Origin of the sequence: Synechococcus elongatus PCC 11801, from assembly GCF_003846445.2 — a bacterium.
Taxonomy (GTDB): Bacteria; Cyanobacteriota; Cyanobacteriia; order Synechococcales; family Synechococcaceae; genus Synechococcus; species Synechococcus elongatus_A.
Genome location: NZ_CP030139.2, coordinates 2,442,780 through 2,459,369, shown reverse-complemented (window position 1 = coordinate 2,459,369; position 16,590 = coordinate 2,442,780). Strand labels below are relative to the sequence as shown.

The window sequence follows — 16,590 nt, the reverse complement described above, 5'->3', positions numbered from 1 at the left end:
GATCCTCGGGTGTTTGTCGGTTTTACCGGCATCCTCGCCGCTGAACTGCCAGCCGGATGCCGTTGCATCCGCAAGAGGACCTTCTGTGAGCAAAAACAACGCAGCCGAAAAAGTACGGAAGAGCAACGTCTCTGACGAGCCCTCTTCTGGTCTCAATCTGGTGAGTTTCCTACAAGAAACTCGGGCCGAACTGAGTAAAGTCGTCTGGCCATCGCGACAGCAACTCATCAGTGAGTCTGCTGCCGTTCTGCTAATGGTCAGTCTCTCGGCCACGTTGATCTACCTGATCAACGAACTGTTCAGTTGGGCGTCTAGTCGCGTATTTGGGTGAACTTCACTGTGACCGACCAATACGAAGAGCATTTGCTCTCCGAAGATGACAGCGTTGCCAGTGAGAAGGCTCGCTGGTACGCCGTTCAAGTGGCCTCAGGTTGCGAAAAACGCGTCAAAGCCACGCTTGAGCAACGGGTACAGACCTTAGATGCGGCTAATCGCATTCTCCAGGTGGAAATTCCCGAAACGCCAATCGTCAAGCTCAAGAAGGATGGCAGTCGTCAATCGGCTGAAGAAAAAGTCTTTCCAGGCTATGTGCTGGTGCGCATGATCCTAGATGACGACGCTTGGCAGATTGTCAGAAACACTCCCCATGTGATCAACTTCGTGGGCGCTGAGCAGAAGCGTCCCTATGGGCGGGGGCGCGGCCACGTCAAGCCGATGCCACTGAGCCCAGGCGAGGTCAGTCGCATTTTCAAGCGTGCTCAAGAGCAAAAACCCACAGTCAAAATCGACCTTGCCGAAGGCGATCAGATTTTGGTGCTCTCCGGGCCCTTCAAAGACTTCGAGGGCACTGTGATCGAGGTCAGTCCAGAACGCAGCAAGCTCAAGGCTCTGCTGTCGATTTTTGGTCGCGACACGCCAGTGGAATTGGAGTTTAACCAGGTTCAGAAGCAGAACTAGTTCTCAGATGGCAAAAAAAGTCGTTGCACTGATTAAGTTGGCTTTGCCCGCTGGCAAGGCTAACCCGGCGCCTCCCGTGGGTCCTGCCCTCGGCCAACATGGCGTCAACATCATGGCCTTCTGTAAGGAGTACAACGCCCGGACCCAAGACAAAGTTGGCTTGGTCATCCCGGTCGAAATCTCCGTTTTTGAAGACCGCAGTTTCACCTTCATCCTCAAAACCCCGCCTGCTTCGGTGTTGATCGCCAAAGCTGCTGGAATTGAGCGTGGTTCGGGTAACCCCAACAAAACCAAAGTCGGCAAAATCACGACCGCGCAACTGCGTGAGATCGCTGAAACCAAACTGCCGGACCTCAACACCAAAAATGTTGAAGCCGCCATGCGCATCGTCGAAGGCACCGCCCGCAACATGGGTGTCACGATCGCCGACTAGGGTCGGGTTCACTGTCGTTCATTCACAAGGAGTGGGGAGAGGCAAGGCCTCGCTAGTACCCCGAAAACACCATGACTCGTAAAGTTTCTCGTCGTCTGCAAGACCTGCAGAAGAAAGTTGAAAAGCGGGCCTACGAGCCCCTCGAAGCGCTGAATTTGCTGAAGGAAACGGCAACCGCCAAGTTTCCTGAATCGGCTGAAGCGCACATCCGTCTTGGCATCGATCCTAAGTACACCGACCAACAACTCCGGACGACCGTTGCGTTGCCCAAAGGCACCGGTCAAACCATCCGTGTTGCTGTCATTGCCCGGGGTGAAAAGGTCGCTGAAGCCAAGGCTGCAGGTGCTGACATTGCCGGTTCTGAAGAACTGATCGAAGAAATCAGCAAAGGCTTCTTGGACTTTGACCTGCTGATTGCGACGCCTGACGTGATGCCGCAAGTGGCAAAACTGGGTCGTCAGCTAGGTCCTCGCGGCTTGATGCCTTCGCCCAAGGGTGGCACGGTCACGTTTGACCTTGAGCAAGCGATCAATGAGTTCAAAGCTGGTAAGCTAGAATTTCGTGCCGATCGCACCGGGATTGTGCACGTCCTGTTCGGTAAAGCTGCCTTTTCGGCCGATGACCTCTTGGCTAACCTCAAAGCCTTGCAGGAAACCATCGATCGGAACCGTCCTTCGGGCGCCAAAGGCCGTTACTGGCGGAGCGTTTATATTTCGGCAACCATGGGACCCGCCATTGAAGTCGACATCAACGCCCTGCGCGACCTGAAGCTGGCTGAAGCCTAAACAGGGTTTAACACTCATTTCTGAGTTAAGAGTATTGCTCAACCGTTGTAACTGAATAGCATTGCCAGAGACAGCAGGTGTTGCCATGCAACTTAAATGTCCTGCCGAGGTAGTCCCCACAGTGTGAGCACTGTTGATCTATTCCGCTCTGGCAACCGAATTTGCCGGAGCTTTTTTGTTGCAAGAGCAAGATTCCATTCCGATTCCCGCCCAGGAGGTGAGATAAAGATGGGAAGAACGCTAGCCAATAAGCAAGACATCGTCACTGAGCTCAAAGGGCTCGTCGATGAAGCGCAAATGGCGTTTGTCGTCGACTACCAAGGTCTGACGGTCGCTGAGATCACTGATCTCCGCAATCGTCTCGAAGCCAGCAACTCTGTCTGCAAGGTGACCAAAAACACCTTGATGCGTCGCGCGATCGCTGATGCCGACGAATGGCAGCCTCTAACCGAATTGCTCAAAGGCACCAATGCCTTTGTGCTGGTCAAAGATGATCCCGGTAGTGCCATCAAGGCCTACCAAGCATTCCAGAAAGACACCAAGAAGACTGAACTTCGGGGTGGTCTGCTGGAAGGCCGTCTGCTCAGCAGCGACGAGCTGAAAGCCATTGGCGATCTGCCGTCCAAGGAAGTTCTGATTGCGCAAATTGCAGGCGCAATCAACGGTGTGGCCACCAAGCTCGCCGTGGGCATCAAAGAAGTCCCGAATTCTTTGGCACGCGGTATCAAAGCCGTTTCCGAACAAACCGACGCGTAATTTCTGCGCTGGTTTGTCTCTGATTGTTGTCCAAACTTAATTCCAACGGAGTGCGAAAGCATGTCTGCTAAAACCGACGAAATTCTTGAATCTTTGAAAACCCTGACCCTGCTGGAAGCAGCAGAACTGGTCAAGCAAATTGAAGAAGCCTTCGGCGTGAGCGCTGCTGCTCCTGTCGGTGGTGTAGTGGTGGCTGCCGCTGCTGGCGGTGCTGCTGAAGCCGTTGAAGAGAAGACCGAATTTGACGTTGTCCTGGAAGAAGTTCCGGCTGACAAGAAAATTGCTGTTTTGAAAGTCGTCCGCGGCATCACCGGCTTGGGTCTGAAAGAAGCCAAAGACTTGGTGGAAGCAGCTCCCAAACCGATCAAAGAAGGCGTTTCCAAAGATGACGCCGAAGCTGCCAAGAAAGAGCTGGAAGAAGCTGGCGCCAAAGTCAGCGTCAAGTAGTTTGGCTGGCTTGAGGTCGGCGATCGCTGGCCTCAGGCTTTCCGGATTAACTGCAATAAAAGAGGGACATGGTTTTCCATGTCCCTCTTTTATTGGTCGATTCGCTGTTAGCAGGAAACTGCGCTAGCGAATTAAAAACCTATACCTAGGAAAAACCTCCGGGCGTCTTTCCGTGTTTCGACTCCGGAGGCTTATTCCTTTCACTCCTCACCTGCGCTAATACTAGCGGGGAGATGACAGCTTGGCAAGTTTTTGCTGTGCCGGTTCACTGATTGGCCTACTTAACGACCAAATTCAACTCTGCCATTGAGTCCGCCCTGCTGACTGAGGTGACTTTGCCACTGTTCCGCTAAACTGCGGTTGCGGAAGGGGCCGAGAGCAACCTCGCGGGAGCCGCGCTCAAAGATATTGCTGGCAGGAACACCGAGCTGTTGAATCCGCTGGATCAGCTCTTGGGGGCTCCCTGAAGCCACCGGCACAATCACCAAAAAAGCATCACTGCTCAGCTGCCCTGTCCGACTAATGGTGAAGCGATCGGGAGTGCTGGGGTTGTTGCTGGGAGCTGGGCTAGTTGGAGCCAATGTGGTTGGGCGAAGAGGCCGCAGAGAAGGCGTAGAGGGTGTTGGTCGCAGCATTGCAGGAGAACTGGGCGATCGCAACGGGCTAGCTGCGGCAGGGGCAGGCGTGATCGGAATCGTAGGACTGGTTGTTGGGCTGGGGCTGAGATTCGGTTGGTCGAGGCGAACAACAGGAATCGGGATGGGTTGCTGATCACCAGAACTGGGCAGCAGCGACGGCGTTGCTGGTCGTAGGGAGGCTGACGGCGTCCGTTGCGGGGCGATCGCCACCAGACTAGGATTGCTGGCACTGTAGGCTGCCAGCGTCTGCTCAGCTGCGAAGTAATAGTGTCCGAGGGGTTGCCCTTGGTAGGTCCGGCGCGCCAGCTTCCAGTTGGGTAGTAAATCGACTTTGAGGAAATCTCGCGTCAAGCTGCGGGTGGTGCCTAGCGGAATGGTTGGACCGCGGCCATCGAAAGGCACTGCCACTAGCAGCGCTTGGCTCTCTTGCGTCCGAACTTCAAGCCGATAGCGTAAGCCGAGATCTTCACCCCCCATGCGCAGGGAATAGCCGTTGCTATCGGTGGCGCGATCGCAAATTCCTGTGAAATCAAAATTGAGCAGCAGCGGCTCCACTATGCCATTACCGCGATCGCGCCAACAGCGTTGACTTCCGACCTGTTTTTCTTCAATCACCAAAACGTCATAGCGACTGGAGCCCAGTGGACGCAGGACAACCACAGCTTGCTGATCAGCAATCGACTGCTGGCCGAACAACACGGCTTGGGCAGGTGGTATGGGTGTGGCAAGTAACCCTCCGGTGGTGAGGAGGGCAGCGGTGATGAGTGGATGACAACGCATTGGAAGAGCCTCCGGGCTATTCGCAGACAAGTTTTAGCAGATTGCCGAGGCGGACTGCTAGGATACGCCTGCAGAAAAGACGGAGTTGCGCGTGGACTGGATTCAGGCTGCTTGGCCGAACCCCCTCCTGGGGATTTTGATTGCTGCAGCAATCGTCCATTGCGTTGCTGGACTCTGGGCCACCGCGATCGCGACCCAGAAAGGCTACAGCACCCCTCAGTGGCTGGTGATTGGTCTCATTGGCGGCAGTTTTGCCGTGCTCTGGAGCCGACGACTCAGCGATCGCAACAGCTAGCCTTTTACCCCTGACGAGCGGCTAGGCCGCGACGCACAAAGTTCGGCTGGGCAAAGGCAGCCTGATGAATGTCGCGGTTATAGATTTCGACTTGCGGTTCAATCGCAGCGAGGCGATCGCTCTGGGGCTTTTGGAACTGTCCCAGCGCATCACTGGCGTAAAGCCAACTCCACCAACCACTCGGATACATTGGTACCCAGCCGTAGTAAGGCTTCGCCTCAGCAAAGACAGCTGAGAGGGTTTCAATCATTTCAAGGTGTACCGAGAGGAAGCTGTCCGGCGACTCCGCTTGGCTGGCAAAGACACCACCCGGCTTGAGCACGCGTCGGCAGTTTTCATAAAACTCGCGGTTGAATAATCCTGCCGCTGGACCTGCCGGATCGGAGCCATCAACAAGAATGACGTCGTAGCTTGCATCCAGTGCAGTTTGGACAAAGGCAATGCCGTCGCCAATTTTGACGTTGAGGCGCGGGTCAGCCCAAGCTGTGCCGATCGCCCCTAGGTATTGCTGAGACAATTCGACGACACGGCCATCGATTTCTACCAGATCGACCTGCTCGACCTCGGCATAGCGCAAGACCTCACGCACCGTACCGCCGTCGCCACCACCAATCACGAGCACACGGGTAATGCTCGCTGCTGTCGTCAGAGGCGGGTGGACGAGATATTCGTGATAGCAGACCTCACAGCGTTCGGCGGTCATCCAGCAGTCATCGAGCAGTAGACCCCGTCCGTAATGTTCGGTGTCAACGATCGTGATCTTTTGAAAGGAACTCGTCTCTTCCCAGAGGATCTGGCCGCGCAGACCGTAGCGAACGCGATCTTCAAAGACTTCGTCGATCCAAACAGGGGCGTCGGCGCTCACAGCAGTCCCTCAGGGCGGCAATAGGTCAGCCCTTGATTATACGAGGCACATCAGAGTGTGACGGGTGATGCCGCCTACGCTGGTGCCCTACCGCTGCTAAAGTCGGCCAAACTAAGCAACTGGATGCGATCGCTCTCCCTAGCCTGTTGGCGATCGCGATCGGTGTTATAGCCCCAGTCCGCGAGGTAGAGATCGATGCTGTCCAGATGGGCAGCCGCTTCTAGCGCTGGTAGACGATCTTCAACAAAGGCAATCTGGTCAAATTCTGCTTGCAGTTGAATCAAGGTTTGGGTCTTAGGGACGCCGACTTCCTTGCCGTAGATCGCGAGTGGTGGACACAGATTAGGGATCTGTTCCAGCAACTCTGCAATAAAGCGGCCGTCTTTGGTGGAGATGATCACCCAAGGCGCAGTCTGCTGGGCTAAACGCTCGGCCACGCCAGGATAAAAGCGTTGCAGTTGTAGCCACCCTTGGCGATCGCACTCAATCCAGCGATCGCGAACCCGATCCATTGCTTGCGCGAGTTCAGCAGACGTCAGCCTCCAATCTTGCAAGACGCGATCGCGATGCTTCTGCCATTCTGCAAGTAAGACCACGTCACTGTAGCCCGATCGCAAGGCTTGTAGCAGCACCGGCATTTCCCAGCCTTGCTCAATCACGGGGCGCAGCAACCGGAATCGATTTTCTAGGTCGGACTCAGGCGATTCAGACCAACTGGGATCGCGATCGTGGCCTGCTTGCCACGCTGACAAAAAATATTCGTGCAGGCCATCACAGATAACGCCGTCGAAGTCTAGGGCGAGGAGTGATGCCATAACCGACTGGAGTTAGAACTGGGGCGCTAGGATTCGAACCTAGGAATGGCGGAACCAAAATCCGCTGCCTTACCGCTTGGCGACGCCCCAATGGCTTTGCCTTAACTAAGTTAAAAGTCTAAAAATACTTTGTCAAGTTTTTTCTCAAGATTTGCTGTCAGTGTTCGAGTCTCTAGTGACATGCGGTTGAAGAAGCCATGACCCTGACCCCTCCAACCGCGTTGAGTCCCTAGCGATCGCTAGCGAGATCCAAGGATTTGGCTGAGATCGCGGACGCCACCTCGTGCGGCTGAAGTCGTCATTGCCGCGTAGGCTTGCAGTGCTTGGGAAATCGGGCGGTGTCGGTCTACCGGAGTCCAAGCCTTGTCGCCCCGCGCTTCCATGGCAGCCCGACGCTTCGCCAGTTCTTCCTCCGAGACGGCTAGATGAATGCGGCGATTCGGGATGTCGATTTCGATGCGATCGCCCTGTTCTACCAACGCAATCAGGCCGCCTTCCGCTGCCTCAGGTGAAACGTGGCCGATCGAGAGGCCAGACGTACCGCCGGAGAAGCGACCGTCGGTAACCAAGGCACAAGCCTTACCCAAACCTTTCGACTTCAGGTAACTGGTGGGATAGAGCATTTCTTGCATGCCGGGGCCACCGCGCGGACCTTCGTAGCGAATCAGGACGACATCGCCTTCTTTGACTCGCCCATTCAGAATCCAGTTGACCGCTTCATCTTGGCTCTCACAGACCACGGCTGGCCCCGAGAACACAAGGATGTTTTCATCGACACCGGCCGTTTTGACGATGCAGCCCTGTTCGGCGAGGTTGCCGTAGAGCACGGCTAGACCACCATCTTGCGAGTAGGCGTGTTCAACCTTGCGAATACAGCCGTTCTCGCGATCGAGATCCAAAGCTGTCCAGCGTTTCGACTGACTAAAGGCTTCTTGGGTTGGCACGCCACCCGGTGCGGCCAGATAGCGTGACTTCGCTTCCTCAGTTGCTGTCTCGCGGCCGATATCCCACTGATCGAGGGCTGCCCCGAGACTGGGGCTATGGACGGTTGGGACTTCGCGATGCAGTAGTCCAGCGCGATCGAGTTCCCCGAGGATGGCGATCACGCCGCCCGCCCGATGCACATCCTCCATGTGGTATTTCTGCGTCGAGGGCGCAACCTTGCAGAGGTTAGGGATGGTGCGCGAGAGGCGATCGATATCCTTCATTGTGAAGTTCACGCCAGCCTCGTGAGCGGCAGCCAATAGGTGCAAGACCGTGTTGGTCGAGCCGCCCATAGCAATGTCGAGGCAGATCGCGTTTTCAAAGGCTTTGAAGCTAGCGATGCTGCGAGGCAACACCGACTCGTCATCCTGTTCGTAGTACTGTTTCGCCAGTTTGACCGCTAAGCGGCCCGCTTCGAGGAACAGATCCTTGCGATCGCCGTGGGTCGCCAGTAGCGAGCCATTCCCCGGCAGGCTCAGACCCAATGCTTCCGTCAGACAGTTCATCGAGTTAGCCGTGAACATGCCGGAGCAAGAGCCGCAGGTAGGGCAAGCCGATCGCTCGATCGCGGCCACATCTTCATCGGATTCGCGATCGTCGGCTGCCACGACCATGGCATCCACCAAGTCGAGGTGGCGCTCTTCGCCGTTCAGCAACACTTTGCCCGCTTCCATCGGGCCACCGGAGACAAACACCGCTGGAATGTTCAGCCGCAGCGCTGCCATCAACATGCCGGGTGTGATCTTGTCGCAGTTGGAAATGCAAACCAACGCATCGGCGCAGTGGGCATTGACCATGTACTCGACCGAGTCGGCGATCAAGTCCCGTGAGGGCAGCGAATAGAGCATGCCGCCGTGGCCCATGGCGATGCCGTCATCCACCGCGATCGTGTTGAATTCCTTGGCGACGCCGCCAGCCCGCTCAATCTCCCGCGCTACCAGTTGCCCCAAGTCCTTGAGGTGGACATGGCCCGGCACAAACTGGGTGAAGGAGTTGGCGACCGCAATGATCGGCTTTTCAAAGTCTTCATCCTTCATGCCCGTGGCGCGCCAAAGGGCGCGGGCGCCAGCCATGTTGCGGCCGTAGGTGGTGGTGCGCGATCGGTACTGAGGCATGGTGAGTGTTTCGGCGTCGTCTAATAACCGAATTATCTGAGCAAATGCCCCCGGCTGGGTCAGCACTCAGCTTCAGCGATCGCAATTGCGACAATAGACAAATGGCAAAACCCCAGAAGCTGCAATGCGTTTGAAGGCGATCGCAGTCATTCGGGGTCTTCGTTGCGATGGATCTCTAAGCAGGAAAAATCCGCAGACGACGGTTCGGCTCTTCGCCAAAGCTGGTGGATTTAAGGCGGTAATGCTCCACCAGTTCGTGCTGCATTTTGCGCACGATCGCCGATCGCGGCAGCAGCTCCACTGGCTGGCCCTTGGGCAGCACGATTTGCTCCACCGCTAGCCGCGCTTCTTCCAAGGCCTCGATCTCATCGTTTTTGCCTGCCTGTGTGAACAGGTCCAAGTTGACCGTTTCCGGCTCATCCAACTGCTCTTGATTGAGCAAGCGGCGTAGCGCCCGCACAATCTGCGGCATCGTGTTTGACTTGATCACGTGGATCGGTACGTGGTGATTGCGAGCTACATGGCGCAGTTTCGACTGGCCTTTGAGGTTACCGCGCAGTGCTAGCACCACATCTGCATCGGCCAGATCCTTGGTCAGCAAGACCGGTAGTTGCAGCGTGTCGATCACCTGCTCGAGGTAGTGACGACTGACTGCGTAGGGATAGACGTGCAACGGCAGTTCTTCACCATTCGGCCCGACTGGACGCGTCACATCTTTAGCCAAGGCTTGCTCAAAGGCTACCTCTGGATCGCGCAGATCTTCCCGCGTCGGTGGCACATCCAGCACAGGCGGCAGGGGGCGCATCCGTCCAGACGATCGCCAGCCGCGATCGCTGGTGTGGCTCCAAGTTTGCTGGGTGACTGTCGCCGGCGGCTTGGGCGCATCTTTGAAGGCGGGCGCAATCAACACGCGGCCATCTTCAGAGAGTGTCCGCACCTGCGGATTCGGTTGGCCTTGGCGCAGCAACAGATCGACGGTGTTTGCCACATCTTCATGCACCACCCAGCGGTAGCGCTCCAGCATTTCCACCGCGATTTCAAAGGTCGGCGGGGCTTTGCGCTCCAGCACGGTTTTCTGGCTACCGCGGCGGCGAGCTTCGTCATCACCGAGCGTCACTGATTGAATGCCACCGACTAAATCTGACAGCGTCGGGTTTTTGATCAGGTTCTCGATCTGGTTGCCGTGAGCCGTCCCCACAAGTTGAACGCCGCGTTCGGCGATCGTCCGTGCTGCCAGTGCCTCTAGTTCTGTGCCGATCTCATCGATGATGATCACCTCGGGCATGTGGTTTTCCACCGCCTCGATCATCACTTGGTGTTGCAGTTCGGGCCGCGCTACTTGCAGACGCCGCGCCCGCCCAATCGCCGGATGGGGAATATCGCCATCACCAGCAATTTCATTGGAGGTGTCGATGATCACGACGCGTTTGAGTAGGTCATCGGCCAGCACCCGTGCCACTTCCCGCAGTGCCGTGGTTTTACCAACGCCGGGACGACCTAGGAACAGCAGCGATTGCCCTGTTTCCACCAAGTCGCGGATCATGCCGACGGTGCCGAAGACGGCACGACCAACCCGACAGGTTAGGCCGATCACTTCGCCTTTGCGGTTGCGGATAGCACTGATCCGGTGCAAGGTGCGCTCGATCCCCGCTCGGTTATCCGCGCCGAAATCCCCAACGCGAGCCGCACAGTAGGCCAAATCTTCGCGGCTGACCGGCGTTTCTGACAGGTATTCCGCACCCTCAGGAAAACGAGCTTCAGGGAAGCGTCCAAGGTCGAGCACCACCTCAACTAAGCGGTCTTTCTGGGCATGGCGCAGCAGCTGATCACGGAGCTGGGGCGGCAAAATTTCTAACAGTTCGTCGAGGTTGTCGACCACTGTCTTTTCGCGCACGGCTGCGAGTTCAGGCGTCAGTGTCTCGGAGGCAAGCGTCTCAGACATCAGGGGGTTTGTAGGAGGAAGGCCGGAATCGATCGCGTTGCACCACTCACCGCTTGTTTGAGCGGTCCCACTAAGGCGATCGCCGTTATCACTGCGGATTGCAGAACTTCGGGATGCGCTTCGAGGGATCGCTGCTGTTCAGCCAGAGGCTCTAGCAGATCAGCCAACGGTGTGCGCGCTGCTCCACCGCAGGCGATCCCCGCAACAGAACGGGTAGCCTGAGGCGCTAACAGCTGTAGCTCTTGCAGCTTAGCGACAGTGTGGGCATTGGTGCCGCCCGCTAGCTGCACGTGCCCCGGTGGGCCATCAGTCAGCATGGTTTGGGCAAAACGGACTGCCGCATGGGTGGTACCGGCTCCAATATCGCCACTCATGGGACGTCCGTCCGTCTGCCAAATCACCGTTTTGACCGATCCATTGATCAAGCGGTGCAGATCCCAGAGATAGGCGATCGCCTCGGGATGGGCAGGACAGCTAATCGCGATCGCCTGGAGTTGCGGCAGCCAAGGGTGCAGTTGTTGCCAGAGCTGTTGAAACTCTTGTTGATGCCCAACTTGGGTATGGATCTCGATCGCCTCGATCCCCAGATCCAGCAATTCCGGCAGGAGGGCGGCGGCATCGACTTGCCAAGCCTGGGCTTCAATCAGGCCGATCGGACAGATTGGTAGGCAGCGACCACAGCCATAACAGCGATCACGTTGAACGCCAGTAGAGTTGATTGCATCCGTGGGACAGACCCGCTCGCAGGGTCGGGGGCAATCAGTGGGGCAGCGATCGGGGTCAAACCAAGCGCGGCGGAAGTGCAGATCCTCGCCATCGTTGAGGCTGACCATCAGCCAAGGGCGATCGCGTCCGGTCAGTTGTTGATAGGTTTTCAGACCCGCCAAAGCTGAACGAACAACCGCTGGCTCAGCGGCGACATCGACGCAATCCGCACCCGCAAGAGCATAGGTCAGAGCGAGGTTACGGATCACTGGTAGATGCTGGTAGCTTGCGCCACAGATCAGCTTGAACCAGTGACCCGCTTGTAGAGCTTCGAGGGGGAATGAGGCACTCACTCTCCCATGCTATCGATTTCCCAGCCTAGAGATGTTGCTCAAAGCGAGCGCGGTAATCGCTCTTCATTTTGACACCGCGGATCTCATCGACTTTGGCCTTGTCTTTGAACAGCTGCAGGGTTGGTGTCCCGACCACACCCGCAGCTTGGGCAATCTCCGGATCGGCATCAATGTCGATCAAGACATAGTGCAAGCGATCGGAGAACTCTTCTGCCACCTTTCGCAAGATCGGCTTTAGCGTCCGGCAAGGGCCGCAGGTCGGCGCCGTGTAGAGCACCGCCAAGAGGCGATCGGACTCGTGGTAGAGCTTGCGCAGGGCGTAGCTGCCTTCGTGGTAAACCGCTGTTGGGTCAAACTCAGGGGCTTCAGCTGTCTTGGCAGGAGCCGCTTCTGATTTGGCTTCTGGTTCCGACGCCGCTGCTTCCTGTTTGTATTCCTGCAGCAAGCCAGCCGCTGACAGGTAACGTTCCGCTAGCAGAGCAGCTGCACAACCTGTTCCCGCAGCCGTAATCGCTTGGCGATATTCGTGATCCTGCACGTCGCCTGCCGCAAACACGCCTTCCAGCGAAGTTTCAACCGAATTGGGCTTGGTGCGAATGTAGCCAACTGAATCCAGTTCGATCTGGCCTTCAAACAGCTGTGTGTTCGGGGTGTGGCCGATCGCATAGAACAACCCTTGAGCCGCGATCGCCTTTTCCTCGCCGGTTTGGTTGTTGCGAACGCGCACCGCTTCCAGCAGCGTATTGCCCACGGTTTCGATCGCTTCGGTATGCCAATGAACCGTGACGTTGGGATGCGCCAGCACACGATCCTGCATGGCTTTACTCGCCCGCATGCGATCGCTGCGCACCAACAGATGAACATGCTTGGCGTATTTGGTCAGATAGACTGCTTCTTCGGCTGCCGTGTCACCGCCGCCAATCACCACCAATTCGCCATTGCGGAAGATCGGCGCAGCACCGTCACAGATCGCACAGGCCGAGATGCCATTGTTCCAGAGCCGATCTTCGCCGGGCAGATTGAGGCGGCGCGCAGTTGCCCCCGTCGCAATGATGATGCTATTCGCCAGAACTTCCCGCTCTTGAGAACGAATCCGGAACGGACGCTGGCTGAGGTCAGCGCTAATGACGTCTTCGGTGTAGAGTTCAGCACCCCAACGCACAGCCTGAGCACGCATCCGTTCCATCAGCTCAGGGCCAGTGATGCCATCGGGGAAACCCGGAAAGTTCTCCACCTCCGTCGTCGTCATCAACTGGCCACCGGGCAGGCCGCCCATCTGATAGCCCTCAAACATCAAGGGCTTGAGATTGGCCCGAGCTGCATAGATCGCTGCAGTCAAACCAGCGGGACCCGAACCAATAATGACGACGTTTTCAACGCCAGCCATGACATCTCCCCAAAGTCATAATGACTACATATTAGAGGATTGTTCAGGCCCGCGGGGGCTTATTGTTGGGCGCGATACTCATCAGAGCTCAGAACTCGCCACTGGGACTCGGGCAGGATTTCTAGAACGGTTTCATGGAAATCGCAGAGCGTGGGGCGGTGACCGACACTGACGTAGCTGATCCCGAGGTCACGGAGCAGCGAATAGACACGGTGCTCGTTGGCGACATCAAGGGCGCTGGTGCCTTCGTCGAGGATGGCGAACTTAGGACGGCTGAGCACGATCCGGGCAAAGGCTAGGCGCTGCTGTTCCCCAAGCGAGAAAACACTGCTCCAGTCTTCGAGAGCATCAAAGCCTTCGGGGCGATCGTCGAGGATGTAACTGAGGTTGACCCGTTCCAGCGCATCCAGTAATTCCGCATCACTGAATCGACCTGGAGCATGGGGATAGACCAACTGCGATCGCAGGTCACCCAGCAGCATGTAGGGACGCTGGGGCAGGAAGAGAATATCCTGAGTGGCAGGTCGCTCAATCCGACCTTGTCCACTGTTCCATAACCCCGCGATCGCCCGCAGCAGCGAGGTTTTGCCAAAGCCACTGGGACCGACGATCAGCAATGCTTCCTGATCCGCCAAACTGACATTCAAATCCTTGACCAAGACTTTGCGATAGTCCGGCGTTTCCAAGGTGACATCGACGAGCCGCAGCAGCGGGCCGTACTCGGTACTAATACGAGGGCGATCGCGATCGGTTTCAGTGCGCTCCACCGTCCGCATCACTTGTTCAAAGGAGCCTAAACGGTTGATCCCAGCCGCAAAGCGCGAAATCTCTTGAATTTGATAGGTGATGATCGACAGGGCGCCGAGGATTTGCGAGAAGGCCAGAATCGACTGGGAAATCACCCCGAAATCTTGCTGACCACTGAAATAGAGCGGTACGACAATCAGGTAGGGCGGAATCCGCGAGAAGTAGTCGTAGAAGCGCTGATAGACCGAAAGGATCGTGTTCCAAATAATCAGGCGATCGAAGTTTTGCAGCGCTTGACCAAAGCGATCGCGGACTTGGCGACGCTCTTGAGTTTCCCCTTGGTAAAAGGCGATCGTTTCGGCGTTGTCCCGCACGTGAACCATGCCGTAGCGGAAGTTCGCTTCTAGCCGCAGTTGGTCAAAGTTGATCCGAATCAGCTTGGTACCAGCCAGCACCGAGATGGCCGTCCCAATCACGGCGTAGGCCAACAGTCCTAGCGTCAGCTGTTTGGAAATCGTCCAAAGAATCGCCGTAAAGCTAATCAGGGTCAGAACCGCATCGAAGACCTGAATCAGAAATGAGAGGGTGGTATCGGTAAAGGCTTTGACGTCTTCCGTGATCCGTTGGTCTGGGTTGTCAACCGCCGTATCAGCCGAGTTGGAGTCCAGCCGGTAGTAGACCCGATTGCCAAAGTAGCGGCGCAGGAAATCATCGGTTAGCCATTCCCGCCAGAGCAGCCCCAGTTTGAGCGGCAAGTAACTGAGTGAGCCCCGTACTGGCAGAGCAATCACCAGCGTCAGAACATAGATGCCGAGGAACTGCCAAAAGCTGGCCTGCTCTTTAGCGACGAGGCTGTTGTCTAGCACTCGCGCAATGTAGGTGATCCCAACGTTGATGCCATTAATGGCAAACAGCAGGAAGATCAGTCCGCCCAGCATCAACCAGGGCAGCCAGCGGTGGCGAATCTTGCGCCAAAAAGCTGCAAAGACACCCGCGCCAACGAGGAAGATCAGCGCGCAGATGCCGAGAAAGGGGGACTGTAACCAGGTATTCACCTGCTGGACGAGTCCCTTGGCCACCAGTTCGACAAACTGCGCTGGTAAAACGACTTCCCCGAGCTTGGTGACCCCGACCAGGGCAAAGAAGGTCAGGCTGACCACCACCATTAGCAGGGCAACAAGTAGCCCAAAGAAGGCCCAGAGACTGTTTTTCTCCAGTGGATAGAAATAGGGCTGAGCAATCTGGATAAAGCTATCCCAAAGCTTTTTATCAAAGCGAAAGCGATTGATTTCAGGAGGAGAAGCCGTCATATCAAGCCAAGTTGAGCAGGATTACGAACAGACCGTGACGAACAGTTGGAGTAGCCAAGCCTGCTCACCATCATCCGCCCACTCCAGCATTAATTCCTCGTTGGGGCTGAGCGATCGCTGTAGCGGTTCGAACCGGGCTACTAGGCGATCAAGGACGGTGCGCGGCAGGTCGGCGCTGGAGCCTGAGACCGGCGTGAACTTTTGACCCTCCCAACGATAGTGATCGCGGGGTCGCGAGCTGCGATGCAGGTTTTGACGATCGCCGGGCAACCCCAGAATCTCTGCGCTCTGCGATCGCAGCATCACCCAACCGGCATAGCGAGCTAGAGGCGATCGCTGCAAGATGATCGCCACACCGCTACCAACCGGTTGACGCTGATAGTCAGCCAGTACGGCGTAGATAGCCTGACGCAACTCCACTAAATCACGGACGATCTGGCAGTCTTCGGCCTGCAAGCTTCCGCCTACCGGTGACGACAAGACGGCCAACGGCTCCTCAGGCGTCACATCCGCTACCTGCAGCAACCACTCGGGATCATCCCCTGGCTGCAACACCCAAGCTTGGGGGGTGGCCCCACTCTGCTGATGTAACTGCACCAGATTGTGGGCGCGATGGCCAACGGGCGCTTGGGTGCCGACCAAGCTCGACAAGTCCCGCACGCCGCGTTCCGGTCGCGAAAACACCTGATCCAGAGCAGGAGTGGTAGGGGTACTGACCATCACCAACCAGAGCGCCAGCAACACCGTCAGCGCGACTCGCAGACCATCTTGGCTGTGCATCAGGGCGGTCACGATTGGAAACGCGGCGATCGCGATCGCCCAACTCCAGCGGCTGTTTTGCACCACGATGATGCTGACTACACCCAGCAACAGCGCGATTGTGGCCGTCGGCCAGTCCGACCAGACAAACGCCACCGCGATCGCCGCCAGCAGCGGTTGCCGCTGAGTGAGATAGCCCCCAATGCTTAACGCCAGCAGCGCTAAGAGATAGAGGGGCGATCGCGCGAGGTCTAAGCTAGCCGCGATCGCAAACACCGCACTCCCCTGCAGCAGAGCAATCAGCGATCGCTGCCACGGCCAAGTCTGGAGGTCGAGCTGGAGAGACCCCGCCAGCCTGATCGTTTTTTGTAGGGGCAGCGCCCCGATCGCAAGGGCGAGCAGCACGAGCACTAACTGCGAGAAAGGAGGGCTTATGCCCATGGGAATCGTCCAGCAGAAGAACATCAGCCGCCAAAGCAGCTCCTCTCCAGCCTAAAGCCGCGGGTTTGTAGAGCTA

Annotated in this window: 16 protein-coding genes, 1 tRNA gene and 1 other annotated feature; of the genes, 7 read left to right on the top strand and 10 right to left on the bottom strand. The window is 57.0% G+C overall.

The genetic code is table 11. The features are described 5' to 3' along the window. The first annotated feature begins 85 nt into the window (after positions 1–85). From secE to rplL, 6 genes are all read left to right on the top strand, one after another. Positions 86–331 carry a preprotein translocase subunit SecE gene (gene secE / locus DOP62_RS12305; RefSeq protein WP_208674443.1) on the top strand — a complete coding sequence of 82 codons (246 nt, stop codon included), beginning with the start codon at positions 86–88 and terminating at the stop codon, positions 329–331. Between the two features lie 32 nt (positions 332–363). Continuing rightward, positions 364–957, top strand: a complete 594-nt coding sequence (nusG, locus tag DOP62_RS12300; protein ID WP_222610299.1) for a transcription termination/antitermination protein NusG — start codon at positions 364–366, stop codon at positions 955–957. Between the two features lie 7 nt (positions 958–964). Next, on the top strand, positions 965–1,390 hold the full coding sequence (rplK, locus tag DOP62_RS12295; RefSeq protein ID WP_011377656.1) for a 50S ribosomal protein L11: 426 nt from the start codon (positions 965–967) through the stop codon (positions 1,388–1,390). A gap of 71 nt (positions 1,391–1,461) precedes the next feature. Then, positions 1,462–2,175, top strand: a complete 714-nt coding sequence (rplA, locus tag DOP62_RS12290; RefSeq protein WP_208674448.1) for a 50S ribosomal protein L1 — start codon at positions 1,462–1,464, stop codon at positions 2,173–2,175. Between the two features lie 46 nt (positions 2,176–2,221). Next, positions 2,222–2,361: a sequence feature (ribosomal protein L10 leader region), on the top strand. Between the two features lie 42 nt (positions 2,362–2,403). Further along, on the top strand, positions 2,404–2,931 hold the full coding sequence (gene rplJ, locus DOP62_RS12285; RefSeq protein WP_208674449.1) for a 50S ribosomal protein L10: 528 nt from the start codon (positions 2,404–2,406) through the stop codon (positions 2,929–2,931). A 60-nt stretch (positions 2,932–2,991) separates the two neighbouring features. Next, positions 2,992–3,378 carry a 50S ribosomal protein L7/L12 gene (gene rplL, locus DOP62_RS12280; RefSeq protein ID WP_338430097.1) on the top strand — a complete coding sequence of 129 codons (387 nt, stop codon included), beginning with the start codon at positions 2,992–2,994 and terminating at the stop codon, positions 3,376–3,378. Positions 3,379–3,659: 281 nt separating this feature from the next. Here rplL and DOP62_RS12275 read toward each other — a convergent pair whose 3' ends face one another. After that, the gene (locus DOP62_RS12275; protein WP_208674450.1) at positions 3,660–4,796 is read right to left on the bottom strand and encodes a DUF3747 domain-containing protein; all 1,137 of its coding nucleotides are present in this window, start codon (positions 4,794–4,796) and stop codon (positions 3,660–3,662) included. Between the two features lie 91 nt (positions 4,797–4,887). Here DOP62_RS12275 and DOP62_RS12270 point away from each other — a divergent pair, with 91 nt between their 5' ends. Continuing rightward, positions 4,888–5,091, top strand: coding sequence for a hypothetical protein (locus DOP62_RS12270; protein ID WP_222610253.1), 204 nt, complete (start codon positions 4,888–4,890; stop codon positions 5,089–5,091). A 4-nt stretch (positions 5,092–5,095) separates the two neighbouring features. Here DOP62_RS12270 and speE read toward each other — a convergent pair whose 3' ends face one another. From speE to DOP62_RS12225, 9 genes are all read right to left on the bottom strand, one after another. Then, positions 5,096–5,956, bottom strand: a complete 861-nt coding sequence (gene speE, locus DOP62_RS12265) for a polyamine aminopropyltransferase (protein WP_208674451.1) — start codon at positions 5,954–5,956, stop codon at positions 5,096–5,098. 74 nt (positions 5,957–6,030) lie between these two features. Beyond that, a complete protein-coding gene (locus tag DOP62_RS12260) occupies positions 6,031–6,771 on the bottom strand; it encodes an HAD family hydrolase (protein WP_208674452.1) in 741 nt (246 codons plus the stop codon). A gap of 18 nt (positions 6,772–6,789) precedes the next feature. Beyond that, positions 6,790–6,861: transfer RNA gene (locus tag DOP62_RS12255), tRNA-Gln, on the bottom strand. A 149-nt stretch (positions 6,862–7,010) separates the two neighbouring features. Further along, positions 7,011–8,870 (bottom strand): dihydroxy-acid dehydratase, encoded by a 1,860-nt coding sequence (ilvD, locus tag DOP62_RS12250; RefSeq protein WP_208677105.1) that lies wholly within the window; start codon positions 8,868–8,870, stop codon positions 7,011–7,013. A gap of 175 nt (positions 8,871–9,045) precedes the next feature. Further along, complete coding sequence (locus DOP62_RS12245; protein WP_208674453.1) at positions 9,046–10,812, bottom strand: R3H domain-containing nucleic acid-binding protein; 1,767 nt, start codon at positions 10,810–10,812, stop codon at positions 9,046–9,048. Then, positions 10,812–11,870, bottom strand: a complete 1,059-nt coding sequence (ldpA, locus tag DOP62_RS12240) for a circadian clock protein LdpA (protein ID WP_208674454.1) — start codon at positions 11,868–11,870, stop codon at positions 10,812–10,814. Before ldpA ends, DOP62_RS12245 begins: the two co-directional genes overlap by 1 nt. 25 nt (positions 11,871–11,895) lie before the next feature. Next, positions 11,896–13,257, bottom strand: a complete 1,362-nt coding sequence (gene trxB / locus DOP62_RS12235; RefSeq protein ID WP_208674456.1) for a thioredoxin-disulfide reductase — start codon at positions 13,255–13,257, stop codon at positions 11,896–11,898. Between the two features lie 59 nt (positions 13,258–13,316). Next, positions 13,317–15,314, bottom strand: coding sequence for an ABC transporter ATP-binding protein/permease (locus DOP62_RS12230; RefSeq protein WP_208674458.1), 1,998 nt, complete (start codon positions 15,312–15,314; stop codon positions 13,317–13,319). Between the two features lie 21 nt (positions 15,315–15,335). Beyond that, positions 15,336–16,514 (bottom strand): hypothetical protein, encoded by a 1,179-nt coding sequence (locus DOP62_RS12225; RefSeq protein WP_208677106.1) that lies wholly within the window; start codon positions 16,512–16,514, stop codon positions 15,336–15,338. Positions 16,515–16,590: the final 76 nt, after the last annotated feature.